Source organism: Microbacterium sp. B19(2022) (assembly GCF_012030385.1).
Classification (GTDB): Bacteria; Actinomycetota; Actinomycetes; order Actinomycetales; family Microbacteriaceae; genus Microbacterium; species Microbacterium oxydans_B.
The window spans coordinates 1-26,585 of sequence record NZ_JAAUVO010000032.1 but is presented as its reverse complement, the minus strand read 5'-3'; the positions used below and the strand labels follow the sequence as shown (position 1 = coordinate 26,585).

General features: G+C 70.8%; 24 protein-coding genes. 10 read left to right on the top strand and 14 right to left on the bottom strand.

Translation table 11 applies throughout. From position 1 onward, the window contains the following. Positions 1-759: PspC domain-containing protein (locus tag HCX50_RS19150; RefSeq protein ID WP_167635404.1), on the bottom strand; the 759-nt coding region annotated here is incomplete at its 3' end. Positions 760-873: 114 nt separating this feature from the next. On the opposite strand from HCX50_RS19150, the gene HCX50_RS19145 reads away from it, so the two are divergent. Beyond that, positions 874-2,121 (top strand): ATP-binding protein, encoded by a 1,248-nt coding sequence (locus HCX50_RS19145; protein WP_167635403.1) that lies wholly within the window; start codon positions 874-876, stop codon positions 2,119-2,121. Continuing rightward, positions 2,114-2,773, top strand: a complete 660-nt coding sequence (locus HCX50_RS19140) for a LuxR C-terminal-related transcriptional regulator (protein WP_167635402.1) — start codon at positions 2,114-2,116, stop codon at positions 2,771-2,773. Before HCX50_RS19145 ends, HCX50_RS19140 begins: the two co-directional genes overlap by 8 nt. 44 nt (positions 2,774-2,817) lie before the next feature. On the opposite strand, the gene HCX50_RS19135 is transcribed toward HCX50_RS19140, so the two are convergent. Both HCX50_RS19135 and HCX50_RS19130 read right to left on the bottom strand, forming a co-directional pair. Further along, positions 2,818-3,225 (bottom strand): DapH/DapD/GlmU-related protein, encoded by a 408-nt coding sequence (locus tag HCX50_RS19135; protein ID WP_091029257.1) that lies wholly within the window; start codon positions 3,223-3,225, stop codon positions 2,818-2,820. A 534-nt stretch (positions 3,226-3,759) separates the two neighbouring features. Then, positions 3,760-4,494 carry an alpha/beta fold hydrolase gene (locus tag HCX50_RS19130; protein ID WP_167635401.1) on the bottom strand — a complete coding sequence of 245 codons (735 nt, stop codon included), beginning with the start codon at positions 4,492-4,494 and terminating at the stop codon, positions 3,760-3,762. A 73-nt stretch (positions 4,495-4,567) separates the two neighbouring features. On the opposite strand from HCX50_RS19130, the gene HCX50_RS19125 reads away from it, so the two are divergent. Next, a complete protein-coding gene (locus HCX50_RS19125; protein WP_167635400.1) occupies positions 4,568-5,269 on the top strand; it encodes a WYL domain-containing protein in 702 nt (233 codons plus the stop codon). A 40-nt stretch (positions 5,270-5,309) separates the two neighbouring features. Here the strand turns inward: HCX50_RS19125 and HCX50_RS19120 are convergent, their stop codons facing one another. Genes HCX50_RS19120 through HCX50_RS19100 form a run of 5 tightly spaced genes read right to left on the bottom strand, consistent with a single transcriptional unit; the run spans position 5,310 to position 12,110 of the window. Continuing rightward, positions 5,310-6,083: a DNA-formamidopyrimidine glycosylase family protein gene (locus HCX50_RS19120; protein ID WP_091029270.1), complete on the bottom strand. Its 774-nt coding sequence runs from the start codon at positions 6,081-6,083 to the stop codon at positions 5,310-5,312. After that, positions 6,083-6,931, bottom strand: coding sequence for an EI24 domain-containing protein (locus tag HCX50_RS19115; protein ID WP_091029273.1), 849 nt, complete (start codon positions 6,929-6,931; stop codon positions 6,083-6,085). Before HCX50_RS19115 ends, HCX50_RS19120 begins: the two co-directional genes overlap by 1 nt. 19 nt (positions 6,932-6,950) lie before the next feature. Further along, positions 6,951-7,217, bottom strand: a complete 267-nt coding sequence (locus HCX50_RS19110) for a Txe/YoeB family addiction module toxin (protein WP_091029277.1) — start codon at positions 7,215-7,217, stop codon at positions 6,951-6,953. Further along, positions 7,214-7,462: a type II toxin-antitoxin system Phd/YefM family antitoxin gene (locus HCX50_RS19105; RefSeq protein WP_167635399.1), complete on the bottom strand. Its 249-nt coding sequence runs from the start codon at positions 7,460-7,462 to the stop codon at positions 7,214-7,216. The genes HCX50_RS19110 and HCX50_RS19105 overlap by 4 nt, the downstream gene beginning before the upstream one ends. Before the next feature lie 43 nt (positions 7,463-7,505). Then, positions 7,506-12,110 (bottom strand): ATP-dependent helicase, encoded by a 4,605-nt coding sequence (locus HCX50_RS19100; RefSeq protein WP_167635398.1) that lies wholly within the window; start codon positions 12,108-12,110, stop codon positions 7,506-7,508. 148 nt (positions 12,111-12,258) lie between these two features. On the opposite strand from HCX50_RS19100, the gene HCX50_RS19095 reads away from it, so the two are divergent. The 3 genes from HCX50_RS19095 to HCX50_RS19085 are packed head-to-tail and all read left to right on the top strand — an operon-like array spanning position 12,259 to position 14,980. Further along, a complete protein-coding gene (locus HCX50_RS19095) occupies positions 12,259-13,020 on the top strand; it encodes a DUF998 domain-containing protein (RefSeq protein WP_205829418.1) in 762 nt (253 codons plus the stop codon). Positions 13,021-13,055: 35 nt separating this feature from the next. After that, entirely contained in the window at positions 13,056-14,324 is a 1,269-nt protein-coding gene (locus HCX50_RS19090) for a sensor histidine kinase (RefSeq protein WP_167635397.1), read from the top strand. Beyond that, positions 14,321-14,980, top strand: a complete 660-nt coding sequence (locus HCX50_RS19085; protein WP_091029291.1) for a response regulator — start codon at positions 14,321-14,323, stop codon at positions 14,978-14,980. Before HCX50_RS19090 ends, HCX50_RS19085 begins: the two co-directional genes overlap by 4 nt. A 45-nt stretch (positions 14,981-15,025) precedes the next feature. On the opposite strand, the gene HCX50_RS19080 is transcribed toward HCX50_RS19085, so the two are convergent. From HCX50_RS19080 to HCX50_RS19060, 5 genes are all read right to left on the bottom strand, one after another. Beyond that, positions 15,026-16,717, bottom strand: a complete 1,692-nt coding sequence (locus HCX50_RS19080) for an ABC-F family ATP-binding cassette domain-containing protein (protein WP_167635396.1) — start codon at positions 16,715-16,717, stop codon at positions 15,026-15,028. A 246-nt stretch (positions 16,718-16,963) separates the two neighbouring features. Further along, entirely contained in the window at positions 16,964-17,737 is a 774-nt protein-coding gene (locus HCX50_RS19075; protein WP_167635395.1) for an ABC transporter ATP-binding protein, read from the bottom strand. Continuing rightward, complete coding sequence (locus tag HCX50_RS19070; protein ID WP_167635394.1) at positions 17,734-18,783, bottom strand: iron chelate uptake ABC transporter family permease subunit; 1,050 nt, start codon at positions 18,781-18,783, stop codon at positions 17,734-17,736. Before HCX50_RS19070 ends, HCX50_RS19075 begins: the two co-directional genes overlap by 4 nt. Continuing rightward, the gene (locus HCX50_RS19065) at positions 18,780-19,829 is read right to left on the bottom strand and encodes an iron chelate uptake ABC transporter family permease subunit (protein WP_167635393.1); all 1,050 of its coding nucleotides are present in this window, start codon (positions 19,827-19,829) and stop codon (positions 18,780-18,782) included. The genes HCX50_RS19070 and HCX50_RS19065 overlap by 4 nt, the downstream gene beginning before the upstream one ends. 55 nt (positions 19,830-19,884) lie before the next feature. Beyond that, complete coding sequence (locus HCX50_RS19060; RefSeq protein ID WP_205829417.1) at positions 19,885-20,628, bottom strand: helix-turn-helix domain-containing protein; 744 nt, start codon at positions 20,626-20,628, stop codon at positions 19,885-19,887. 153 nt (positions 20,629-20,781) lie between these two features. Here HCX50_RS19060 and HCX50_RS19055 point away from each other — a divergent pair, with 153 nt between their 5' ends. After that, positions 20,782-21,774, top strand: a complete 993-nt coding sequence (locus HCX50_RS19055) for an ABC transporter substrate-binding protein (protein WP_167635391.1) — start codon at positions 20,782-20,784, stop codon at positions 21,772-21,774. A gap of 1 nt (position 21,775) precedes the next feature. Then, a complete protein-coding gene (locus HCX50_RS19050) occupies positions 21,776-23,530 on the top strand; it encodes a siderophore-interacting protein (RefSeq protein ID WP_167635390.1) in 1,755 nt (584 codons plus the stop codon). 70 nt (positions 23,531-23,600) lie between these two features. Here the strand turns inward: HCX50_RS19050 and HCX50_RS19045 are convergent, their stop codons facing one another. Next, positions 23,601-24,257, bottom strand: a complete 657-nt coding sequence (locus HCX50_RS19045; RefSeq protein WP_308162148.1) for an alpha/beta hydrolase — start codon at positions 24,255-24,257, stop codon at positions 23,601-23,603. Between the two features lie 72 nt (positions 24,258-24,329). Between HCX50_RS19045 and HCX50_RS19040 the strand changes: the two genes are divergently transcribed. Together HCX50_RS19040 and HCX50_RS19035 are read left to right on the top strand one after the other, a co-directional pair. Next, a complete protein-coding gene (locus HCX50_RS19040) occupies positions 24,330-24,935 on the top strand; it encodes an NUDIX hydrolase family protein (RefSeq protein ID WP_091029320.1) in 606 nt (201 codons plus the stop codon). Positions 24,936-25,058: 123 nt separating this feature from the next. Then, positions 25,059-26,543: an APC family permease gene (locus HCX50_RS19035; RefSeq protein ID WP_091029325.1), complete on the top strand. Its 1,485-nt coding sequence runs from the start codon at positions 25,059-25,061 to the stop codon at positions 26,541-26,543. Positions 26,544-26,585: the final 42 nt, after the last annotated feature.

Below are 26,585 nucleotides of genomic sequence, written 5' to 3'. Positions count from 1 at the left end.
GGGAAGGGGTGCGGGAGGTGCGGGCGGAATCGCCGCGGTCGTAGTCGGGTCGAGGAGCGGGGCATCGGCGATCTCGGCCGGGGCAGGCGTGTCCCCGACCACGGTGTCCGCATCCGCCGCAGCGTCAGCGCCGTAGGGGAGAGTGGCGTCCGTCCCCTCGGCGGTACCCGAACCACCGAGGGCGACGGACGCGGCCGGGGCCGCCTGATCTGCGGAAGCCATCGGCAGATCCGGCGTGGAAGCACCCGGGGTGCGGCTCGCAGCACGCACGATCAGGATGAGCAGGACGGCCACGAGGATGAGGCCGATGATCCAGCTCGTGAGAGAGAGGGCTGACCAGCCGTCGTAGCCGAGGCCGAAGAGACGGCCGGCGAGGGGAGCGGTCGGGAACAGGCCGATGACTGCCATCGCGAGGATGCCCCACTGCACCGGCTGGTAGTCGCGGCGGAGCAGATCGCGGACGTGCACGCGGCCGTCGACATCCGGCAGCAGCGCCCAGGCTGCGGCGTACAGGAAGATGACCGGCAGGCCGAAGAGGGCCGCGACCACGAGGACGCCGCGGACGATCAGGGGATCGATGCGCAGGCGGGCGGCGATGCCCGCCGAGACACCGCCGAGCCATCCCTCGGACCGGGCGACGCCGAGTCCGGCGACCCAGAGGAGGAAGCGCTCGGCTCCGCGAGGGATGCCGGTGCCCGGTGTGCCGGTGGCCGGAGCGACGTGATCGGCGGGGGGCGGTGGCGCAGTCGGAATCGTCATGCTTCGATCCTGGCGGCATCCGTCTGCTCCCTGCCATGGGGGGAACCCCTGAGCGACCCCTGATTCTGGGCCGGGGAGGACCCGGAGCGGGCACGCGGATGATTGGATTGCCACATGTCCTCTTCGGCGCACGCTTCTGCGCGACCCCCGCGCGTCGCTGCACCGCCGCGCCCGCCGCTGACCCGCGACCGCGACTGTCTGGTGGCCGGCGTGAGCGCCGGTATCGCCCGTCACCTCGGTGTGCGCGTGGGGCTGGTGCGGGCGCTGTTCATCGCGCTGACACTGTGCGGTGGCGCCGGCATCCTGCTCTACGCCTGGTGCTGGGTCTTCATGCCGTGGGCCGAGGGCGAGAGTGCACCGACGAGGCGGATGCCGGTGGCCTGGCTGCTGCTCGCTCCTGCCGGCGTGGGGATGCTCGTCGTCCTGGTCTGGCGCGGGGGCAGCGACTGGCTGAGCGGGTCGATCCCGCCGGACCTCGCCGCGGTCGTGGTGGGCGGCGCGGCGGCGTTCGCGACCGGCGCCGGGCTGTGGGCCACCCTCATCGACCGGACGGACACGGCCCGAGGGCCACGGCACACGATGACGGTGCGGGTCGTCGCGATCCTGCTGCTGGCGCTGCTGTTCACGGTGCTGCTCTCCTGGCCCATCGCTCGGTCGGGGGTGGCGCTCGTGCTCCTCCCGCTCGCCGGGCTCGCCGCCGTGGTCTCGTCGGCCCTGATCCCGCGGTGGCGCGAACTCTCCGGTGAGCGGGTCCGCCGCATTCGCGAGGAGCAGCGCAGCCAGATGGCCGCGCACCTGCACGACTCCGTGCTGCAGACGCTCGCGTTGATCCAGAACAGGGCCGGTGCCTCCAGTGAGGCCGCGCGTCTCGCCAGGGCGCAGGAGCGCGAGCTGCGGGCGTGGCTGTACGACGGCGACGCCCCGGCCGACAGCGACCTGCCGACGGATCTGCGTGACTATGCCGGAGCGCTCGAACTCGACTACCCGGTGCGCATCGACGTGGTGTCGGCCGGCCTCTCCGCCGAGCGCGCGAGTGGGGAGCTCGCGGCCGCGGCCAGAGAGGCGATCCTGAACGCGGCCCGGCACGCGGGCGGCGAGATCTCGGTGTATATCGAGGGCAGCACGACGGGCGTCGACGTGTTCATCCGCGACCGTGGTGCCGGGTTCTCGCTCGACGATGTGCCGAGCGACCGCCTCGGCGTGCGGGAGTCGATCATCGGTCGGATGCGTCGTGCCGGCGGCTCGGGCGGTGTCCGCAGCGACGAGAACGGCACCGAGGTGCATCTGAGCATCACGTCGGGCGTGCACCAGGAGCGGACCGGCGCGCGCCCCGCGCCCACCCGGGAGGAGAACCGTGGCTGACAGCATCCGCGTCGTGATCGTCGACGACCACTCGATCTTCCGCTCCGGTCTGCGTGCCGATCTCGATGCCAGCGTCGACGTGGTGGGAGAGGCGAACGACGTGCCGTCCGCCATCGCGGTGATCGGCGCGACGCAGCCCGATGTGGTGCTGCTCGACGTGCATCTGCCGGGCGGCCCCGGCGACGACGCGACCGGGGGAGAAGCCGTGATCCGCGGCTCGGCGCCGACCACCGCGCGATTCCTCGCGCTGAGCGTGTCGGATGCGGCGGCCGATGTCGTGCGGGTGATCCGTGCCGGTGCGCGCGGCTACATCACCAAGGGATCCTCCGGCATCGAGGTCAGCAAGGCCGTGCACGCCGTGGCCGACGGCGATGCGGTGTTCTCACCGCGGCTCGCCGGCTTCGTGCTCGACGCGTTCGGGGCCGTCGCGGGAGAGACCGCGACCGCGACCGATGAGCTCGACCGACTCTCGGCGCGCGAGCAGGAGGTCATGCGACTGATCGCGCGCGGCTACGCCTACAAAGAGGTCGCCTCCGAGCTGTTCATCTCGATCAAGACGGTCGAGACCCACGTGTCATCCGTGCTGCGTAAGCTGCAACTCTCATCGCGGCACGAACTCACCGCCTGGGCGTCGGAGCGGCGACTGCTGTAGTCAGGCTACGCGACGCGTGACACGCTCAGGTCGAGCGCGGGGCGTCAGGCTGCGAGCCAGAGGCCCTTCTGGTCCGTCGCGATGGTGAGTCCGGCGGCGACCGTCTCGTCGTCGCCGATCCTGGCGCCGCGGACGATGCGCGCTCCCGCGCCGACGTCGGTGCGGACACCCACGTACGCGTGGTCGCCGATCGCGGCTCCCTGACCGATGTGCGCGTGCGCATCGACGAAAGCTCCCTCACCGACCACGGCGTCTTCGTCGATCCAGGCGCCGCGGGCGATGGTCGCCCCGGCGCCGATTCGCGCGCCCGGTTCGATATAGGCACCCGCCTCGATGTGCGCCTTCGGATGCACCTTCGCGCCATGCGCGACGAGACCTCGACCGTTCGCGTGCTTGCGGTACCGCAGCGTCGCGCCCTGGTCGTTCTCGATGTCGACGTAGTTCTTACCCACGATTCCTCCCGTGCTCCGGAGTTCTCCGGATATATCAACAACCACGGCAGGGGCGGATTCATTCCCGCGGATGGATGTGGGGAGCGCAGGGGTGAGTCCCCCGCCAATCACGTCTGTCGCCTAACGGGTAGCATGTTATCGGGCGGGGTCTAGCAACGAAGAGAGAGGTCCGTCGGTGGACTCATCCAATGCTGAACAGCAGCCGCCGGAGGGATCTGCTCAGAACAGCGGCGTTCCGCCGAGGATGAGCACCAACTCCCCACCCGCCATCTTCATCGCCGGCCTTGTGAGCATGCCCGTCGCGTTCATGCTGTGCCTGCAATATGTACCCGCACCCCTCACATGGCCCGCCGCGATCACAGGCGTCATCATGCTCGGCTTCGCCACCCGCTGGCTCACTGCACGTCAAGTACGAAAAGAAGCAGATCGAGCGAAGCACGCGAAGTCGATCCCCCCGGACTAGACAACTCCTTCGACGATCATGGCGTTCTGGTGAAACCCGATGAGGCCTTCAGTGTGGCGCAGTTGCACGCATCAGGAGGCCGCCGCGGAACCGATCATCTTCGCGAGATCCGCAGGGCGGCTCCACATCGGCCAGTGTCCGGTCGGGAGATCGATGACCTCGAGGTCATCGAGGGCGTCGACCTCGGCGAACATGGGATGCCCCGCGCGGGCGAGTTCCAGAAGCTGCGCGCTGGGGATGGAGCAGCAGACGAGGGTGGTGGGGACTCGGCGGCGCGCATCGTTCGTGAGTTCCACGGGCTGCCGGAGCACCGGCCCGGGCTCGGGGACGGCTCGGGCACGGAAGCGCTCGAGCATCTCGGCGCTCAGGCCCTCGAGGCTGGCCTGCTCTCCGAGGGCCTCGAAGGGCGGCAACGGCAGCTCCGCCACCGTTTCGGGGAACTCCGGGGCGGAGGCGCTTCCCGGTGCGACGGGTCCGGAGTCGACCCAGATGATCCGACGGATGAGCTCCGGATGCCGGTCGAGGACGATGCTGAGCGGGGCGTTGGCCCCGCTGTGGCCCACGAGCACCACGGGCCGCTCTGCCGAGGCTCCTGCGCGTGCCATGGCCTCTTCGATCGCCGCGGCCTGATCGTCGAGGGTCCGGGACGATCGCTCGGGATCGTGCGGGTCGAGGCCGGGGAGCGTCATCGCGATGGCGTTGTGGCCGTGAGTCTTCAGGCCTTCCTGCACCTCGTCCCAGGCCCATGCGCCGAGCCAGTGACCCGCGATCAGGATGATGGTCGGATTCTGTGTTTCTGTCGTCATAACTCGATGCTGGCACCGCCTCCGGACAGGTGTATGGCACTATTTCTGTCATGAATTCAACGAGGTGCCGGCGGTGAAGCGGGCCGAGCGGCTCCATGCCCTGACCGAGATGCTGCGCCGCAACGGCACGCGAGGATGCTCCGCGGATCGGCTCGCCGCCGAGTTCGAGGTGTCCGTCCGAACCGTGAAGCGCGACCTCGCCGCGCTGGCGAGCAGCGGTGCGGCGGTGTGGTCGCGCCCGGGACCCGGTGGTGGCTACGGGTTGGCGTCGAGTGCGTCCCTGCCGCCCATCAGCCTGTCGCCGGCCCAGGCCGTGGCGCTCCTCGCAGCTGTCTCGGCGGCGCGCGATGCCCCCTACGCCGACCTGGCATCGGCCGGGGTGCAGAAGATCATGGACGTGCTCGATCCCCGCACACGGGAGAGGGCCGCCGACCTGGGGCGTCGAGTGTGGGTCGATGGATCGCCCCCTTCCTCCCGCGCCGTCCGGTCGGTGCTCGAGGAGGCGATGGCCGAGCAGCGGACGATCCGGATCCGCTACACCTCCCTCGCCGGTGTCACGACCGCGCGTGAGATCGAGCCCGTCATGTTCGCCTCCACGAACGGCCGGTGGTACCTGGTTGGCTGGTGCCTGCTGCGCGACGCGATGCGGTGGTTCGTCGTGTCACGAATCGAGCAGGCCCGCATGACGAACGTCGCATGCAGCGGTCACTCCGTTCAGGAGGTCGGGACCCCGCCGGCGAATGCCCGGCCGGTGCACGGGCACCGCAGCGAGTGATCGACTCGTTCGAGGCGTCTGTGGCACGGCGACGGCGCTGTCAGCGCTGGCAGACCGGGCACCAGAACGTGACGCGCTCGCGGGTCGGGTCGGCGCCCTGCTCGCCGCGCCGGATGAGGGTTCCGCAGCGGCGGCACGGGCGTCCGGCGCGGCCGTAGACCCAGGTGCCCTGGCCCGGGCGATCGATGCCCGTGAAGGTGCGGTTGCGGCGATCGCGGTTGGCGCGGATGGTGCGCACTCCGAGGTCGAGGAGGGCGGCGACATCCACCTCGGGTGTCGGTCGCGTCGGCAGGATTCCGCGCAGGAACAGGAGTTCTGCCGCGTACTCGTTGCCGAACCCTGCGACGTTGCGCTGATCGAGGAGGGCGACATGGATGCTGCGGGTGTCGGCTCCGAGTCGTCGGAGGGCCTCAGCCGCATCCCAGTCGTCCGCGAGCGGATCGGGACCCAGATAGCCGACGAGCTGGTCCTCGTCACGAGTGGGCACGACCTCGATCTCGGCGATGTCGACCCCGACGGCATCACGCTCGGCGGTGCCGACGATCGCACGTACCTTGAAGGCCGGATGCCGCCACTTCTCCCCGGGCCGGTACACGAACCACGCGCCGTCCATGCGCAGATGCGAATGCAGGGTGCTGTCGCCGATGCGCATGAGCAGATGCTTGCCGCGGGGAACGACGCCGTGCACGGGCTGCCCGGTCAGGTCGAGCGTCGCGAAGCGAGGGACGCGGAGGTCGAAGCGGGTGACCTCCGCGCCGGCGATGGCCTCGTCGAGGCGTCGCGCGGTGCGGAAGACGGTATCGCCCTCGGGCATCAGGAGGCTCCGGATCCCGCCCCGAGATGCGGGGGCGGCGGAAGCGGCGACGATACGGCGTTCGGTGCAGGCGGCGGAGGTGTCATCGCCGCTCCGGACGCCGATGGCGCCGAGGTGCCGGTGCGCGCGAGCAGGTCGCGCGCGAGCATCGTGCTGCCGGCGACGGCGGCCGGCATGATCGCGACGGCCCCACCGGGGATCAGGAAGCAGAGCTGCGTGGCGACGCCGAAGCCGAGCACTCGTGCGCGGCTGCCCGAGAAGAGCGCGGCACGATCGGCGGGGCTGAGGTCGCGCGCGTCGAAGGCGCGGCCGGTGAGCTCGCGCGCCAGCAGCCGGCCGGTCAAGACGACGCCGGCGACGGCGCCCAGGAAGCCGCCGATGCCGGGGACGAGGCCGATCAGCAGGACGGAGATGGCGATGAGGATGCCGAGGAGGACCAGTCGCAGCCCCTCGCCGAGCGTGGTCCAGAAGCTGCCGCCGTCGGCGGGCGGGGGTGAGCCGAGGTCGACCTCGACCGCGTGCCAGATGCGCTGGTAGAACGGGTCGCCGATGGTCAGGGTCAGTGCGCTGAAGACCACGCTCGCGAGAGCCAGAGCGGCAGCGACGACGACGAGGCTCACCGCGGTGCGCAGCAGACCGCGCCACGGCTCGATCCATCCGTCGGCGAACGGGGTGAGCCACGTGGACAGCGACGGCATACCGATCACCAGCGGCACGAGCAGGGCGGCGAGCACGATGACGGCGATGATCGCCGGGATCAGGCCCAGCGCCATGAGACCGGGGCGGGTGCGCCACAGGCCGAATCCCCGCAGCAGGGTGCGGATGCCGGCGGCGAACTCTCGGATCATGGCTTCCAGCGTAGGTGTGTCAGTAGTGGTAGCGCGCCTGCAGGATGATGACCTGATGGTCGTTGGCTGTGTAGACCAGTCGGTTCGTCTCGTCGATGCGCCGAGACCAGGCTCCGGCAAGAGCGTGCTTGAGCGGTTCCAGCTTGCCGATCCCCTCGAAGGGGTCGTCGCGCAGGAGATCGGTCAGAAGGAGGTTGATCCGCTTGAGAGTCCGGCGATCCTCGGTCTGCCAATGGACGTAGTCCTCCCACCCCTGCGGCGTCCAAACCAGCACTCGCGAGGTCATGCCTCGTCGAGTGGATGTTCTGCGACGTCGCCCGCCTGTGCGGCGGCGAGAGCGCCAAGCAGCCGGTTGGCATTCGCGGGGGAGCGCAGAAGGTGGCTGGTCTCGATCAGGGAGTCGTACTCGGACTTCGACATGAGGACGGCGGCGCCTCGGCGGGAGACGATCTCGATCTCGGAATGATCGAGGTTGACGCGCTCGATCAGGCCGAAGAGGTCGCGGCGCGCTTCGCTCGTGGTGATGGCCATGTGCATCCCTTCTGGTACCACTTATGGTACCACTCTGGATGGATCAGACGACCTTGCGGAGGGTGTAGCCCCGCGGGGTGGCCACGAAGCCCGCCTCCTGCAGAGCGAGTGCGAGGTCGGTGCCGTAAACGCCTTCGCCGTTGATCTTCTCGACGGTCAGGGTGTCGAGTCGGCGGGCGCGTGCGGTGGCCGCGAGATCGGATGCGGCGGCGCGGAGCACTTCGCCGTCATCACTGAACGACAGCACGGTGCGGCCGCCGCGTTCGAGGGAGAGCACGAGGACGCCGTCGACCAGCACGACCAGGCCGCCCGCTTTGCGGCCCGGGCGATGCGAGACCCCGTCGAGCTTGGGCCAGCCGAGGGCCGCGCCATAGGGGTTGGCGGGGTCGGTGGCCGCGAGGGTCACGGCCTTGCGCGGCGGCGGATCGGCGAGCCCGGCGTAGGTGCGCAGCCGGTCGACCGTGCCGGAGGCGGCGAACTGCGCGGCCCCGAGCTTCTCGATCACGTAGCCGCGACGGCAGTGGCCCGCCTCTTCGAACCCGGCGAGCACCCGGTACGCCTGAGCGAACCCGCCGGGAACGCCCTCGGCCTGCACGGCGCCGCGCGTGACGACGCCGTAGCGGTCGAGCAGGAGGCCCGCGGTGACGGTGGCGCGGCGGGCGGCATCCGTCTCGAGCGCCGGCAGCAGGGACCAGCGCCCGCCGATCGACGTCGGCCGAGGCGCAGGGGAACCGGTGAAGGACACCCCGCGATACGTCCGAGCGCGGGGAGCCCGGCGCTTGACCTTGTGCGCCTGCGAACCGCCGGCGAGGAGCGAGCGGATGGGGCCGAACGTGTCGTTCGTCACGTAGCCCGACCAGGTCAGCGACCACAGCGCCTCGAGCACGGACTGCTCGTTCTCAGCCGCGGCCATATCTTTCAGCTGCGCCGCGAAGTACGCGCCGCCGACGTCGAGCGCGATGAGGATGCGCGACTCCAACGAGTCGGAAGCGATCTCGGCGTCGCGCTCCGGCAGCGTGAACGGCGCGAGGTCGACCGGATGCAGCGACACCCAGCCGTCGCGCCCCGGGAGCGTGCCGTGGCCCGACCAGATGACCTCACCCGCTGCCGTGAGCTCGTCGAGCATGGCGGGGGTGTAGTCGCGCACCCGCGACGGCAGGACCAGAGATTCCCACGCACTCGCGGGGATCGGCACACCGGCGAACTGCTCGATCACGTTCAGCACGCCGTCGACGCCCTCCAGCGGTCGACCCACGTGCTGCCAGTCGGGCAGGAAGCGCGCATACGCCTCGGGGGAGACCGGCTCCACCGAGCCGCGGATGGCAGCGAGCGAGCGCATCCGCAGGCGTCGCAGCACCTCGCTGTCGCACCACTCGATCGCGTCGCCGCTGCCGGCGGCCTCGGGCAGGAAGTAGCCGCTCGTGAGACGGCCGGCGTTCTCCAGCCGCTGCAGGGTGTGGCGGGCGACCGCGGCGCCGAGCCCGAACCGGGTGGCGACGGCATCCGTCGTGAAGGGTCCGTGCGTGCGGGCATGCCGGGCGACGAGGTCTCCGAGCGGGTCGGCCAGCGGTTCGAGGAACGCCACCGGGATGCCCGTCGGGAGAGCGACCCCGAGCGCATCGCGCAGTCGGCCCGCGTCTTCGATCGCGGCCACCCGGCTCACGCCGCCGATCGTCACCGGAATCGCGCGCCGGGCGGTGATCAGGTCGTTCAGCAGTGCGGCGGCAGTCTCGGTGTCGACGAACTCGGCCTCTGCTTCGAGCACACTCGCGGGGTCGAGGCGAGCCGCGACCTCTTCCGCGTCGAGCGGTCCGAGCATCCGCAGCAGGTCGGCGACGCCTTCGAGCCCGCGGGCGCGGCGGTCCGGATCGAGTCGCTGCGCCTCTCGCTCGAACTGGGCGATCACCTCGGGGTCGAGCAGCTCGCGCAGCTCGACGGTTCCCAGCAGCTCGCCCAGAAGCGCGGGGTCGACCGAGAGCGCGGCGGCCCGACGCTCGGCGAGCGGCGAGTCGCCCTCGTACATGAAGGCGCCCACGTAGCCGAAAAGCAGGTCGCGGGCATACGGCGAGGGCTGGCCGGGCTCGGTCTCGACGAGGCGGATCCGGCGATCGGCGATGGAGGTCGCGAGCTTGCGCAGCGACGGCAGGTCGTAGACGTCTTGCAGCACCTCGCGCAGCGTCTCGAGGATCACCGGGAAGGTCGGATGCCGCCGCGCCACCTCGAGCAGCTGCGCCGACCGCTGGCGCTGCTGCCAGAGCGGCGTGCGCTTGTTCGGGTTCATGCGGGGCATGAGCAGCGCCCTGGCCGCGCACTCGCGGAACCGCGAGGCGAACAGCGCGGAGCCGCCCACCTCCTCGGTGACCAGGTGCTCCAGCTCGTCGGGCTCGAACACGAACAGCTCGGCTCCGGGCGGCTCGGCCTCGGCATCGGGGATGCGCACGATGATGCCGTCGTCGCTCGCGACCGCCGACCCTTCGACCCCCAGGCGCTCGCGCACCCGTGCGTTGATGGCCAGCGCCCACGGGGCGTGCACCTTCATGCCGTACGGGGAATGCAGGATGACCCGCCAGTCGCCGACCTCATCGCGGCCGCGCTCCACGGTGAGCGTCCGGTCGGTGGGGAGGGTGCCCGTCGCCTCGCGCTGCTCGGTCAGGTGCGCCATGAGGTTTGCCCGCGCCTGTTCGTCGAGCCCGGCGTCGATCAGTCGCTGCGCCGCCTTCTCGGGGGTCGCCGCCGACACCTCCCGGGAGAACGCTCCGAGCGCCTCGCCGAGCTCGAAGGGGCGACCGATGCCGTCGCCGTGCCAGAACGGCACCTTGCCGGGTTGGCCGTAGGCGGGGATCACGTTGACACGGTCATGGGTGATCTCGGCGATGCGCCAGCTGGTGGTGCCGAGCGTGAACACGTCGCCCACGCGCGACTCGTAGACCATCTCCTCGTCGAGCTCGCCCACGCGCGCGCCGGTCGTCTCGCCGGCCACGAACACCCCGAACAGGCCGCGGTCGGGAATGGTGCCACCGCTGGTCACGGCGATGCGCTGCGCTCCGGGCCGCCCGGTGAGCGTGCCCGCGTCGCGGTCCCACACGAGCCGCGGCCGCAGCTCGGCGAACTCGTCGGAGGGGAAGCGTCCGGCCAGCAGGTCGAGCGTCGCCTCGTAGGCCGAGCGGGGGAGCGACTGGAACGGCGCGGAACGACGGACCGTCTCGAACCACTCCTCGACGCTGATGGCACCGAGGGCGCTCGCGGCGACCGTCTGCTGCGCGAGGATGTCGAGCGGATTGCGCGGCACCTGGATCGCCTCGATCTTGCCCGCCAGCATCCGTTCGGTGACGATCGCGGTGTGCAGCACGTCGCCGCGGTGCTTCGGGAAGAGGGCGGCACGGCTGATCTCGCCCACCTGGTGCCCGGCGCGGCCGACGCGCTGCAGCCCGGAGGCCGCAGACGGCGGGGCCTCGACCTGGATCACCAGGTCGACCGCGCCCATGTCGATGCCGAGTTCGAGACTGCTCGTCGCCACGACACAGCGCAGCACGCCCGACTTGAGTTCTTCTTCGACCTGGGCGCGCTGCTCTTTCGACACCGAGCCGTGGTGCGCCTTGGCGAGCACGGGATCGGCGCCCGCGGTCGCCCCGGCCTGCGCCATCATCGCGGCAGGCACCGTCGCGGCCGGAAGCTCGACCCCGATCCGCTCGGAGTAGATCTCGTTCAGACGGCCGGTGAGGCGCTCGGCGAGCCGACGGGAGTTGGCGAACACGATCGTGGAGTTGTTCTGCAGGATGCGGTCGACGATCGCCTCTTCGACGTGTGGCCAGACCGACCCGGTGACCTCGCTGTACTCGGCATCCGCTGCTTCCCCCGGAACCCCGGGCGGCGGGGGCGGGTTCGTCATGTCGTCCATCGGGACGACCACCCCGAGTTCGAAGGTCTTCGATGCCGGCGGTGCGACGATCTCGACCGGGGCCGAGCCGCCGAGGAACCGCGCAACCTCGTCGATGGGGCGGACCGTGGCCGAGAGGCCGATCCGCTGCGCCGGGGTCTCGATGCCGTTGAGTCGGCGCAGCGCGTCGAGGCGCTCCAGGCTCACGGCGAGGTGCGCTCCGCGCTTGGTGGCGGCGACCGCGTGCACCTCGTCGATGATCACGGTGTGCACCCCGCGCAGAGTCTCGCCCGCGCGGCTCGTGAGCATGAGATACAGCGACTCGGGCGTCGTGATGAGGATGTCGGGCGGATCGGAGACCAGCTTGCGGCGGTCGCTCGACGTCGTGTCGCCCGAGCGCACGCCGACCGTCACCGCGGGGGCGGGCACTCCGAGCCGCCGGGCCGACTGTCCGATGCCGATCAGCGGGGACCGCAGGTTGCGCTCGACGTCGACGCCGAGGGCCTTCAGCGGAGAGATGTAGAGGATGCGGGTGCGCGGCTCGCCCTTGGCCGGCGGGGCGGTCTCGGTCATGCGCTCGCGGAACACGCTGTCGATCGCCCAGAGGAACGCCGACAGCGTCTTGCCCGAACCGGTCGGCGCCACCACCAGCGCGTGCTTGCCCGCGGAAATCGCGTCCCACGCACCCGCCTGGGCGGGAGTGGGCGCGGGGAAAGCACCCCGGAACCAGTCCTGTGTGGCGGGGGTGAAGCGTTCGAGCACGTCGCTCATCCCTCCATCTTCGTCGAGGCCGGGGACATCGGGGCGAAAGGGGCGTGAGGAGAGCTGGCGAGGGGCGTCGTACTGAGGTACGACGCCCCTCCGGAGTGGGCACTTCGGGCCGACGCGACGCGGATGCCTCCGCTCATACCGTCTCCTTATGCCCACCGAACAGACCGCCTCCGCCCCTGCCCGAACCGCCCTCCGCGCTCTCGTCGCGATCGCCGGAAGCGTCCTCGTCGCCGTCGCCCTGACGATCATCTGGATCGCCCGGCTGAGCATCGATCGGGTGCTCTACGTGAGCGGGCTCGGGGCTGCCGGCGAGCCGACGGCCGGGTGGTTCGAGCTCGCACTGCTCCTGCTCGTCGCCGGCGGGTTCTCGGTCGCCTGGGCCGCGCGCGGACTGCGTTCGTCGGCGCCGTGGCTGAGCGTCGGGTCGCCGTCGCTCTCGGTGGCGATCGCCTCGTCGCTGTTCCTCGTCGCCTCCCAGGTGCCGTGCACGACCGGATGCCCCCTGCCGGTCGGCCCCACGTTCACCTGGCAGGATCTCGTCCACACGACGGTCGCCGTGCTCGCTTTCGCGCTCGCCGCGTTCGCGATGCTGCAGGTGTCGTTCGTCAAAGACCGCCCGATGCTGCGGATCCTCTCGCTGGGCGCGGGCATCTCGACCGCGGTGATCGCCGCGGCCGGCGGCATCCTCTCGCTCCTGCAGTTCCGCACCGACATCGGCAGCATGCTCGAACTCGTCGCGACGACGATCGGGATGGGGTGGCTCGCGATCCTCGGCTTCGAGACGGCCGTCTCGCAGCGACCGCGTGCGGTGCGCAGGCAGACGTGGGAGCCGGTGCCGCGGGGGCGCGCCGTCGACCGGACCGCCGTGCGTCGCCCCGCCACGGGAGCGCTCGTCGCCGTCGCCGGCTGACGGAACGCGACGGGTGCGGTGCGTAGAGTCGTCCCATGCGAGAGTCAGCACCCGCCGATGGCGAGCTCCGCGCGATGAATCTGCCGCGGCCTCCCGGGGTGGTGCGGCGGTTCTGGAGCCGGCATCCCTGGCTCTTCGACGGGCTGCTCGCCTCCCTCTATCTCCTCCTCAGCACCTTCCTGGCGCTGGTCACCCCGCTGGCGTCGGGAGTCTGGGCGCCGGACGCGTCGATCATCGTCCCGCTCGTGCTCGGTGTGATCGCCGCCGCCGGACTGCTCCTGCGCCGCCAGCGGCCCTGGCTCACGTTCGCGGTGTTCGCCGTCGTCGCGGTCGTCGCCTTCGTGTCGGACACCCCGGCGGAGCCGTTCGGACTCGGCCTCGCGCTCTACGCCCTCTTCGTCTACCGGTCGAACCGCAGCGGATGGATCGCGTTCGGAGTGACGGTGCTGGTCGGCGTCCTCGTCTTCCCGGCGCTGGACTGGGTGCGTCGCGGCGCACCGGAGAGCGCCTTCACCTCCGTCCCGGGGAGTCTGCTGTTCCTCGTCGTGATGCTGATCGCGGCGCTCCTCGGGGTGACCGTGGGTGATCGACGCCGATACATCGGGGCGATCCTCGACCGCGCCAACCAGCTCGCGCGCGAACGCGACCAGCAGGCGCGTATCGCGACGCTGGCGGAGCGCGCCCGGATCACCCGCGAGATCCACGATGTCGTCGCGCACAGCGTCTCGGTCATGGTGTCGCTCGCCGACGGCGCGAGCGCCCTGGCCGAGAAGGATCCGCAGCGGTCTCGCGGCGCCATCCAAGAGATCGGCGAGGTCGGTCGACAGTCGCTCGTCGAGATGCGGCAGCTGCTCGGTGCTCTCGGTGACGACGGCGGCGACGGCGAGGAGCAGAGTCCGCTGCGGCCGAACCCCGGCCTCAGCGAGCTCGCATCGCTCGTCGAGACGTTCCGCGCCGCCGGGCTGCCGGTGACGGTGCGGATGGAAGGGGCCGTGCCATCGTCGCCTGCCCTGCAGAACACGATCCACCGCATCGTGCAGGAAGCCCTCACGAACGCCCTCCGCTACGCGAAGGAACCGCGGGAGGTTCTCGTGAACCTCGACTTCCGCGCCGACCTGTTCGTCATCGAGATCACCGACGACGGGCGGCAGGGGCCACCGGCGGCGTCGGTCGGGTCGGGACGCGGCCTCGTCGGCATCCGCGAACGCGCCCGCCTCGCGGGGGGAACGGTGGAAGCGGGCCCCGTATCCGGCGGCGGCTGGCGAGTACGGGTGGAGATCCCCGAACAGGAGGAGAACTCATGAGTGAAGAGCAGATTCGCGTGCTCCTCGTCGACGACCACGAATTGATCCGTCGCGGGATGCGGATGGTGCTCGACGCCGAGGATGACATGCGCGTGGTCGGTGAGGCGGCGTCCGGCGCGGAAGCCGTGCACATGGCGGAAGATCTGCGGCCCGATGTGATCCTGATGGACATCCGGATGCCGGAGATGGACGGCATCGAGGCGACCAGACGCATCGTCCGTGGGACGCCGTCGAGCCGCGTCCTGGTGCTGACGACGTTCGACCTCGACGAGTACGCGTTCGGGAGCCTCCGGGCGGGGGCGAGCGGATTCCTGCTGAAGAACACGCCTCCCGCGCAGCTGCTCGCCGCCATCCGTTCGATCGCGGCGGGTGACGCCCTGGTCTCCCCGCGGGTCACCCGAGCGATGCTCGACCTGTTCGCCACCCGCCTGCCGCGGCAGACCGAGACGGTCGATCCGAGGTTGGACGTGCTGACCGAGCGTGAGCGGGAGGTGTTCCTCGCGATCGCGAAGGGCTTCAACAACACCGAGATCGGTGAGAGCCTCTTCGTCTCGGAGTCGACCGTGAAGACCCATGTCGGACGCATCCTTCAGAAGCTCGACCTCCGCGACCGGGTGCAGGCCGTGATCCTCGCCTACGAGGCCGGGCTGGTGTGAGGGGCCGGGCCGGGACGGATCCCGGCCCGGCACCGATCGCCCCGGTCATGACCCCAGCGAGACCTCCTGCAGAGCCCTCTCGCCGTCGATCTCGAGCGTCAGATCGAGGTCGAGTCGGCGCAGGAACGCGTCGTCATGGCTGACGACGAGCACCGCTCCCCGATAGGAGCGCAGCGCCTCGACCAGTTGATCGACCGTGTCGACGTCGAGGTTGTTGGTCGGCTCGTCGAGCACCACGAGGTGCGGTGCGGGATCGGCGAGCAGCAGCTTCGCCAGCGCCACCCGGAAGCGCTCGCCGCCGGAGAGGGCGGACACCGGGCGCTCCGCCGTCGCGCCGCGGATCAGGAACCGGGCGAGCCGGTTGCGCAGCTCCTTCTCGGGAACCTGGGGCGCCGCGGCCGCGATGTTCTCGAACACCGACCGCTCCTCGTCGAGGCCGTCGACCCGCTGCGGCAGGTAGCCGATCAGGTCGGTGTGGGCCTCGATGTGCAGGGTCGGCCGTTCATTACTCCTCAATTCTTCGGCTGAATCGGCCGAAGAGCCCTGTTCCGGGCCGTCGGCCGTCGTTTCTGAGGAGTTGTGAACACCACCCGCGACCAACCGCTCCAGCAGCGTCGTCTTGCCGGCGCCGTTCCGGCCGATCAGGGCCACACGCTCCGGACCCTGGATCACCCAGGCTCGCTCCTCGTCTCCGATCGTCGCGATCCGGCGGCTCCGGGACACCTGCGGATCGGGCAGCTCGATCTTCATCGACGAGTCCGAGCGCACGCGGCGCCCGGCCTCCTCGCGAGCGTTGTGTGCGGCCTCCTCCTTGGCGCCGACCTCGGTGCGGAGCCGGCCCGCCGACACCTCGGCCGCCATCTTGCGGCCGTGCGCGATGATCTTCGGGACCCGCTTCTCGATCTCGGCCTTCTTCGCCGTGCGGGCGCGGTGCGCGAGTTTGACCTCGGCCTCGATCCGCTGGCGCTTCTCCTTGCGGAGCACCTGTGCGGCGGTGACCTCGGCCTGCTTCGCGGCATCCTGCTCGGCGTCCAGCCAGGTACGCCACTCGGAGTACGGACCGCCGAACACGCTCAGCGTCTGGGCATAGAGCTCGGCGGTGTCGTCCATCAGCTCCAGCAGCGACAGGTCATGACTGACGACGATGAGCGTGCCCTTCCACGCGCGCACCATCGCCGCGAGCTTCGCCCTGGCGTCGCGGTCGAGGTTGTTGGTCGGCTCGTCGAGGAGCGTGATCGGCGCGCGACGCAGGCGGATGCCGGCGATCGCCACGAGCACGGCCTCCCCTCCGGAGAGCTCGCCGACGCGGCGGTCGAGGAACTCCGGCGCGAGGCCGGCTTCGGCGAGCGACGCCTCGGCCCGCGCCTCGATGTCCCAGTCGTCGCCGACCGCGTCGAAGTGGGCGGGGTCGACGTCGCCGGCGCTGATCGCCCGCACGGCGTCGAGCGCCTCGGACACGCCGAGGAGCTCGGCGACGCGGCGGTCGACGTCGAGGGTCAGCTGCTGCGGGAGGTACGCGACCTCGCCGGACGCCGTGACGACGCCCGACGTCGGTTCGAGTTCGCCGGCCATCAGGCGCAGCAGCGTCGATTTGCCGGCGCCGTTGCGTCCGACGAGGCCGGTGCGTCCGGACCCGAAGGCACCGGACACGCCGTCGAGCGCGACCGACCCGTCGGGCCAGGTGAAGGTGAGCCGGTCGAGGATGACCGACGCGTGAAGAGTGGTGGGTTGTGACATGAGTGTCTCCTGTCGAGTGCGAGGGTGCACTGACACCGAGCCCCGGCCGGGCGTGAACGCGTCACGGATGCGGAGGGGAGGGTCTGCCGTGGAGTCGGCGATCGTCGGTTCAGCGCGCGGAAAGAGGAGCGCGGAGGCGACGGATCAGATCAAAGGACTTCCAGACACGGCGGACAGGACTCCCCGACGATACCCGGGCGTGTCGGCGTTTCGCAACCCCGGGCGTGTCGCGGCCGGGCGCGGGGCTCAGCGACCGGGCAGCACGACGGGAGAGCCGGTGTCCGGGTCGGCGATCACGCGCGCCTTCAGGTCGAACAGCTCGGTGAGCAGCCGTGCATCGACGATGTCGCGCGGTGCGCCCTCGGCGACGATGCGCCCATCCTTCATCGCGATCAGGTGCGAGGCGTAGCGGGCGGCCTGATTGATGTCGTGCAGCACCACGACGACCGTCCGCCCCTCCTGGTGCAGCCGGGTGACGAGTTCGAGCACCTCGATCTGATGCCCGATGTCGAGGAACGTCGTCGGCTCGTCCAGCAGCAGGATCGGGGTCTCCTGGGCGAGCGCCATCGCGATCCAGGCGCGCTGGCGCTGTCCGCCGGAGAGCTCGTCGACGTTGCGCTCGGCGAGGTCGGTCACGTTCGTCGCCGCCATGGCCTCCGCGACCGCCCGCTCGTCTTCGGCCGACCAACTCGAGAGCACGCTCTGATGCGGGTAGCGGCCGCGTCCGACGAGGTCGGCGACCGTGATGCCCTCGGGGGCGAGCGGGCTCTGCGGCAGCAGCCCCATCCGCCGCGCCACCTCCTTGGTCGACAGGCGGGTGATGTCGCCGCCGTCCAGGAGTACGCGGCCTCCGGTGGTGGGGAGCAGTCGGGCGAGTGCGCGCAGCAGCGTGGACTTGCCGCAGGCGTTCGGCCCGACGATCACGGTGAGCTCGCCGTCGGGGATCCGCACATCGAGTCCGTCGAGCACCCCGCGTCCGCCGTAGCCGACGCGCAGGTCCTCGGTCGCGAGTCGTGTCATCGTCGTCCTCCTCCGGTGAAGCGCCTGCTCTCGCGCATGAGCAGCACGAGCAGATAGAGGCCGCCGATGCAGATCGTCACCGCGCCGGTCGGCAGGGTCACGTCGGGGATCGCATGCTGGGCGATCACGTCCGCGACGAGCAGCAGCAGCGACCCGGTCAGCGCGGCCCCGACGAGGTCGACCGAGGTGCCGCGCCCGGTCAGCCGCTGCCCGATCTGCGGGGCGGCCAGGGCCACGAACGCGATCGGCCCGGCAGCGGCGGTCACCGCGGCGATCGCGGCGACGCCGAGCAGCATGAGCATGCCGCGAGTGCGTTCCAGCGGGATGCCGAGCATGGCCGCGGCGTCGTCGCCCAGCTCGAGCCGCCGCATCCGGCGCTGAGCGGCCGGGGCGCACAGCAGCACCGCGGCGATCGCGATCGCGGCGAATCCGAGAGTGGTCCAGTCGACCGCCGCGAGGGATCCCGCGCCCCAGACGGCCGCACGCAGCGCGAGGTCGACGTCGACCCTGGTGCTGAACCATGTGTTCAGGGACTGCAGGAGCGCGCCCATCGCGATGCCGACGATGATGAGTCGGAACCCCTGCATGCCGCGGCGGAACGCCAGCAGGTAGACGATCGTCGCGGTCAGCACGCCGCCGACCAGCGCCCCGGCGGCGTAGGCGGCATAGCCGGTCGCGCCGGTCAGCATCATCAGGATCACGCCCGAGTACGAGCCGGTGCTGAAGCCGATCACATCCGGGCTGCCCAGGGGGTTGCGGGTGAGGGACTGGAAGATGCTGCCCGAGATGCCCAGCGCCGCGCCGAACAGCAGCGCCGCGACCACCCGGGGCGCCCGCCACTCGATGACGACCTTGCGCACCGCACCTTCGGACTGTCCGAGGAAGGCGCCGATCACCTCACCGGCGCTGACTCCGTAGCTGCCGAGCGTCATCGCCCAGACCGCGAGGCCGAGGGCGAGGGCGGTGAGAGCCGCGCAGACCAGCAGCATCCGGCGGGTGGTGCGCACCGAGAGCGGGCCGGCGCGCAGGACGAGGGTCACGCTCACAGGGCCTTCGCCTTCCCGCCGCGGACGAGCGCGATGAGCACGGGCGCGCCGATCAGCGGCAGCATCACGCCGACCTGCAGCTCGGCGGGGATCACGAGGATCCGGCCGAGGATGTCGGCGCCGAGTACCAGGGCGGGTGCGAGCACGGCGGAGTACAGCGTGATCCAGATCCAGTCGGGTCCGGTGATCCAGCGCACGGCGTGGGGGACGACCAGTCCGACGAACACCAGGGGTCCGACGGCCGCCGTCGCCGCACCGCACAGGAGCGCGACGGCCAGGATGATCGCGACCCGTGTGACGCCGAGCCGCACACCGACGGCCCGCGCGGTGTCTTCACCGAGCGCGAGGGCGTTCAGCGGACGCACGCAGAACGCCGCGATCAGGAGTCCGACGGCGATGGGCACGAGAACCGCGTCGATCGTGCCGCTCGGGCGATCGGCGAGCGTGCCCGCACCCCAGAAGCGCATCCGGTCGAACGTCTCCGTGTCGATGAGGGCGAGCGTGTGCGAGAACCCGGTGAGCACGGCCGCGAACGCCACACCGACCAGGGTCAGGCGCACCGGGGACCCCGCGCCACGACCGGCGCCGGCGGCGAGGTACACGAGAGCGGATGCCGCGATGGCGCCGACGAACGCGAACGGCAGGTACTGGTCGATCCGGGTGATCCCGAGGAAGGCCACCGCGAGCGTGACCGCGAAGCCCGCCCCGGCGTTCACCCCGAGGATGCCGGGGTCGGCGAGCGGGTTCCGGGTGAGAGCCTGGATGAGCGCCCCCGAGACTCCGAGCGCGGCGCCCACGAGGAGGCCGAGCACCGTGCGGTCGACGCGGGCGCTGGTGACCGTGACCTGGCTCACCGATCCGTCCGGGGCCACGAACGCCTGCCAGACCACGTCGAGCGGCAGTGCGGCCGATCCCGCGACCACGCTCAGCACGCACAGCGCGGCGAGGAGCAGCAGCGAGACGCCGAGTCCGAACACCCGGCGCCGAGTGCGGGTCTGCCGAACGCCGGCTCCGGTGGCCGGCGCGGTGCGCGTGGCGGTGGTCATGGGGCTCCTCTGAACGCCGAAACGCTAACAGCTTCCGGCGGTCGCGCCGTGCGGTTCAGGCGCCGGCGAGGGCGCCGCGGGCATCGGTGGTGAGGCGGTCGGCGGGGACCCCGGTCTCTCGGCTGAGGGCCTTCACGAGGCCCGCCCTCGTGCGGAAGCCCGAGAGCCGTGCTGCCGCGGTCAGATCGCCGCCCCCGACCAGGTGCGCGACGGCGGCGTTCATGCGAGCCCGACCCCGCCAGCGCGAGAACGACCAGCCCGTCTCGGTGACGAAGATGCGCTGCACCTGGCGCGCGCTCATCCGATGGCGCGCCGACAGTTCATCGAGGGGGAGCGGCAGGCGCAGAGCATCCTTCGCGAGGCGTCTGGCGGCCGGATGCTCGGGGTACACGACCGGGAAGTAGGGGCGCGACACGGTCTCCAGCACGCGGGCGATCGCCCGGCGGAACGGCAGGATCTGCTCGTCGGTGCTGGGCGCTGCGACGAGCGCGGTGGTCATGACGTCGACGAGCGCGGGGACGACGCCGAGCACACGGACGCGCGTCGAGGGCGCTGCGGCGTCCTCGAGGATCGGCCCCAGCACCGTCCCGCCCTCGCGGACGCGGACCGCGTGCGGGACGTGCGGCTGCAGCCACGCGGCCTCGTGCCGGCCGAGCGGGATGTCGACGCCGTCGACGGTCAGCACGGCCGAGCCGGTCACGACGTAGACGACGTGCGGCTCGTCGTGCTCGTGGGTGTCGTGTCCGAGGAAGCGGATCGAGTTCTCCGGGACGGTGCCGGCGAGAGCGGTGGATCGCACGCTGTTCCCCTCCGAGACATGTCGCATCCGTCCGTGTCGATGTCGCATGCGTCACGATTCGACCGGTTAGTGAGAATAGCCTTACCTTACCCGAGCAGCGCCGTCCGCCGCCTGCCCGCCGGTCCCTGCACCCGTCGAACCCGAGGTCTCTCCATGTCCAGATCCGTCCGTCTTCTCGCCGCGCTCCCCGTGGTCGCCCTGTTCGCCCTGGCGTCGTGCGCCGCCGATCCCGCCCCCGAGTCGGGAGCCGGCGCGTCCGAAGAGGCGACGACCCGCGTCGTCACCACCGAGCAGGGCGACGTCACCGTCCCCGCCGATCCGCAGAAGGTCGTGGTGCTGAACTACGCACTCGCCGGCTACCTCTACGACCTCGACGTGCCGGTCGCGGCAGTGACCTCGGAGGACTTCGGCTACGAGGCGTCGTACTCCGACTTCTGGGCAGAGGATGCCGAGAAGCAGGGCACCGAGTTCATCACGTGGAGCGGCGACGGCTTCGACCTCGAGGCGATCCTCGCACTCGAGCCCGACCTGATCGTCGGCGGTGGCATCGGCTTCCCGCTGTTCCTCGCCACCGACGCCTACGACGACCTCAGCGACATCGCGCCCACCGTGCTGGTGAGCGGCGACAAGGCGACCTGGCAGGACCAGTACTCGTTCCTTGCCGAGGACGTCTTCGGCAAGGGCGAAGTGTACGACGAGGCGCTCGCCGCCTACGAGGACCGCGTGGACGAGGTCGCCGCGAACATCACGGTGCCGGCCGCCCCGGCCGCGTTCTTCTCGATCCTCCCCGACGGCACGGTGTACGTCGCCCGCGAGGACATGGGCCTTCCGGTGGTGTTCGACGCCGTCGGCATCGAGGCCGCGCCGCTCTTCGCCGACGGCGACTACGAGCCCTACACCCCGGGTGGCGACTCGTTCGAGCTGTCGACCGAGCAGGTCGGCCAGGTCATCACGCAGCCCACGGTCTTCATCACCGGCTTCAACACCGACATCGGCGACGTCGACACGCTGTCCGAGAACCCGGTCCTCGCCGCGCTCCCGGCGTTCCAGAACGACGCCGCCTACGTGCTGCCGTACTGGGTCGCCCGCGGCGACTACGACGAGGCGCTGGCTCTGCTCGACATCATCGAGGAGCTGTTCGGCTGAGATGGCACAGCGCGCATTCACCTCGCATCCGCTGGTCGTGCGCCGCGTGACGGTGCGCCGCATCGAGGAGATCACTCCTCGGATGCGGCGCATCGTCGTCGGCGGAGAGGGCCTGGGGGAGACCGTCGTCGACGGGCACACCCACCGGGCCTTCGCGGCCCCGGGATTCGACGACCACATCAAGCTGATCTTCGCCGCAGACGGCGACCTCGATTCGGCGCTGCCGATCCAACTCCCGCACGGCATCGAATGGACCGCCGCCGAGAACCGGCTCGCCCGCGACTACACGCCGCGCTGGGTGGATGCCGAGGCCGGCGAGATGGCGCTCGACTTCGTGCTGCACGGCGACGGACCGGCAGCATCCTGGGCGCAGGCGGCCGCGATCGGCGACGAGCTCTGCTTCGTCGGACCGAAGTCGTCGCTGCGACTGCCGGAGGAGCTCGACTGGATCGCGCTGATCGCCGACGAGACCGGCCTGCCCGCGGTCGGTCGGTTCCTCGACGAGCGTCCGACCGACGCGGCGGCGCACGTGCTGCTGCTGGTCGAGGACGACGCCGCCCGCCAGGAGCTGAGTCTGCGCCCCGGCGACACCGTGACCTGGGTGACGGCACCCGGCGGCGACGCGGCGGCGTTGGAGGAGGCTGTCCGGAACCTCGCGCTTCCGGCCGACGGCGAGGGCTACGCCTGGGCCGCCGCGGAGAGTCGTGCGCTGCTGCCGGTGCGACGCTACCTGCAGCGCGAGCGGGGGCTCGCGAAGGACCGCCTGAACATCACCGGATACTGGCACGCGGAGACGGTCTCAATGGGGGACGACGCCTCGGCACCGGAGATTCCACCCGTGGTCGAGCCGGCGTCTCCCGTGCCGTGGCTCGTCGTCAGAGCGGCCGTCCGACTGGGTGTGGTGGATGCCCTCGCCGACGGGCCGCTCCCGCTGTCGACGCTGGCCGCGAGGCTCGGGGTGGCTCCGAGGTCGCTCGAGGCGCTCCGTGGCATCCTCACGTCGGCCGAGGTGATCGCCGGCGACGTCGACGCTCTCTCCCTCGGGCGCTTCGGGGAGGAGCTGCTCGAGGAGCACCACCGCGAGGAGTTCGACGGCCTGGAGGCGGAGGCCGTGCTGGCGCTGCGCGATCTCGATCACGCGCTGCGCGAGGGCGTGTCTCCCTGGCAACGGGCGTACGGCGACTCCCTCGCGGCGCAAGCGCAGACGGATGCCGCGCACGTCGAGACACTCGTGGAGGATGCCGGCCGACTCGCCTACCTGCTCGACGGCTTCGTTGCGAACCCGATGTGGGACGAGGTCGCCCACCTGCTCATCGTCGGTCCGGGTGCTCCTGCGGTCCTCGGCGCCTTCGAGGACGGGGGCCGGGGCGGCATCGACATCGCGCTCCACGAGAGCGGCCTGGTGCGCGACGCGATCGTCGAAGATGCCGGTGGGTCCGCGACCGTCTGGGACGGCCGACTCGTCGATGTCGCGGTGGCCGCTCTCGCCCTCGCTCATCGCACCGATGCCGAAGCGGTCGCGCTGCTCGACGAGCTCGCCCCGCACACGTCGCGCCTGATCCTGCTCGAGTCGAGCAGGCCCGATGCGCTCAGCCCCGACGCCGAGGAGCATCAGGTCGTCGGCTTCGCGATGACCGGTGCGCCGTTCCGCTCCACCGAGCGGCTCGGCGAACTGGCCGCGGCGGCGGGATGGACGTGGGAGCGGGCGGAGCCGCTCGGCTGGGGGATCGAGGCGACCGTCCTCGTCCGCGCCTGAAACGGTCTCGGCGGCGGCACCGCGCTCCTCGGAGGGTGCGCAGCGGTGCCGCCACCGAACGCCGACCGGCTCAGCTCTTCGCGATCCCGTCGATCCACTTCGTGAGGAAGCGGTGCACGTCGGTCAGCTCTTCTTGGGAGATGCTGTGCGTGAGCCCCGTGTAGACCCGGCCGGACAGGTCGGAGTGCCCGGGCAGCCACTGCGCGGTGTGATCCACCAACTCGGGCGGGATGACGTCGTCGTGCGTGCCGCGCCCCCAGAAGACCGGAGGCCGCAGCTCGGCCAGTGCCTCATCGTGCGGCAGTTCGCCGGATGCCACGTAGCCGCTGAGCGCCGCGACCGCGCCGAAGCGCTCCGGTGCGAGTCGGAGAGCCTGCAGCGACACCGCCGCGCCCTGCGAGAAGCCGAGCAGTGCGACCGAGGGAGCATCTTCTGCCGCGGCGTCGAGCCAGCGCAGGAACGCCTCGGCGGCGACCGTGACCGCCTCGGGGCTGCGTCCGTCGAGTCCCTCGATCGCGTACCAGGACCGCCCCGGCATCGGCCACGGCGGTGCGAGGGGAGCGGCGACGGATGCGACGGCGATGCCCTCGGGGAGGTAGGGGACGAGCCCGAACAGGTCGTGCTCATCCGCCCCGTAGCCGTGCAGCAGCACCAGCAGCGGCATCCGTCCGCGGTCGGAGGTCGACCAGCGGGTCGCGGTGTCGTCGATCGTCAGGTTCTCGCTCACACCGTCATCCTGCCAGGGACGACCGACGTGCACGCGGTGTCGGTCGGGAGAGACGGCTGGTAGAAAGGACACATGTCGGTCCGCACACCTGATCCCGATCCGGAGCCCGAAGACGATGGTCTCGGCGCGTTCTCGGATTCGAACCCGCCGGCGCCCGACGGCAACCCGGGCTGGCTGAGCGAGTTCGAACTCGAAGAGGCGCGGCGCCGACTGCCGATGCTCTACGTCGAGGCGATCCCGGTGCGTACCGACGGCTCCGGGCAGGTCATCGAGATCGGCATCCTCCTGCGTTCCACCCCGATGGGGGAGATGACGCGCACGATCGTGTCGGGTCGCGTGCGCTTCGGCGAGACCATCCGCGACGCCCTGTTCCGGCACGTCGAGAACGATCTCGGGCCGATGGCGTTCCCGATCATGCCACCGCAGCCGCTGCCGTTCACGGTGGCCGAGTACTTCCCGATGCCCGGTGTGAGTGCGTTCCACGACGACCGGCAGCACGCCGTGTCGCTGGCGTTCGTCGTGCCGGTGACCGGCACGTGCGAGCCGCGTCAGGATGCCCTCGAGGTCACCTGGTTCTCGCCGGAGGCCGCGGGGTCGGATGCGGTCGCCGCCGAGATGGAGAACGGACGAGGCACCCTCATCCGTCAGGCTCTCGCCTACCTCGGCCTGCTCCGCTAGTCGCCTCCGCACCCTGCACTCCCTCCGGCCGCCCTGGGCCTTTCCGAGGGTGACTCTTGCGTCGACGAATCTAATGGGCTAGAAAGTAGACCATTAGTCCAATCGGCAAAAGGATGCTTCGACATGGATGCTTCGACAACGACGTCGCGCAGCACGGCAGCACCCCAGGAGCGCAATCTCCGCGGGAACCTCGGGGCGGTGTCCGTCACCTTTATGGTGATCGCGGCCGCAGCCCCGCTCACGGTCGTCGGCGGGCTCGTGCCCATCGGCTTCCTCGTGGGCAACGGCATCGGCTTCCCGGTCATGTTCCTCGTGGCCACCGTGATCCTGCTGCTGTTCTCGGTGGGCCTCACAGCGATGAGCCGCTTCCTCCCCAAAGCAGGATCGTTCTTCGTGTTCGCGACCCACGGGCTCGGTCGCACGCCCGGGCTCGCCACCGCCTACCTCGCGCTCGTCTGCTACACGACCGTGCAGATCGCGGTGTTCTCCTACCTGGGCGCGACGATCAGCTCGAGCATCGTCCTCCTCGGTGGCCCCGAGATCCCGTGGTGGCTGCTCACCCTCGCCTCCGTGGCGCTCGTCGGCGCGCTCGGCTATCGGCAGATCGAGCTCAGCTCCCGCGTCCTCGTGGTCGTGCTGCTCGCCGAGATCGGCATCGTCGTGCTGCTGGGGATCGTCATCCTCGTCACCGGCGGCGCGGAGGGTGTGACCTTCGGGTCGTTCCTGCTGCAGAATGTCCTCTCCGGTGCTCCCGCGCTCGGCCTGATGTTCGCAATCGCGAGCTTCATCGGGTTCGAGTCGACCGTCGTCTACCGCGATGAGGTGCGCACGCCGGAGCGCACGATCCCCCGTGCGACCTACGCGTCCGCGATCGTGATCGGCGTCTTCTACGCCTTCGCCGCCTGGGCCGTCGTGGTGGGTGTCGGCGAGGGAGCGATCATCGAGGAAGCGGCCGCCGACCCGACCACGCTGATCACCCGTGTCACCGAGCAGTACCTCGGCCCGGTCGGCTCGATCGCCGTCGCCGTGCTGTTCCTCGGGAGCATGTTCGCCGCGGTGCTGTCGCTGCACAACGTGCTGACCCGTTACCACCACGCCATGGCCAACGCCCGGGTGCTGCCCGACCGCGTCGGCACGGTGCACGCGCAGCACGGTTCGCCGCACGTCGCCTCGATCGTGCAGGTGGCGACCTCGGGCATCGCGATCATCGTGCTCGCCCTGATCGGCTTCGCGCCGGAGAACATCTTCTCCTGGTTCGCCGGCATCGGGACGCTCGCGATCGTGATCCTGATGGCGGTCACGTGCCTCTCGGTCGTGGTCTACTTCGCCCGTACCCGGGTGCTGCGCAGTCCATGGCACACCGTGATCGCCCCGATTCTGGGCTTCGTCGGTCTCGCCGTTTCCGCCGTTCTCATCGCCGCCAACTTCCCGCTGCTCGTGAGTGACGTCGACGCCGAGGGGAACCCCGCCTGGGGCCCGATCAGCATCACCCTGGTCGGAGTCGTGGTCATCGCCCCGGTGATCGGGCTTGTGCAGGCCGCGATCATGCGCGCGAAGGCGCCCGAGGCGTACGCCCAGATCGTGCGCCGATTCGACGAGAACGCCTGACCCTCGACACACCCGCCCCGCACCCGAAGGATGGACATCATC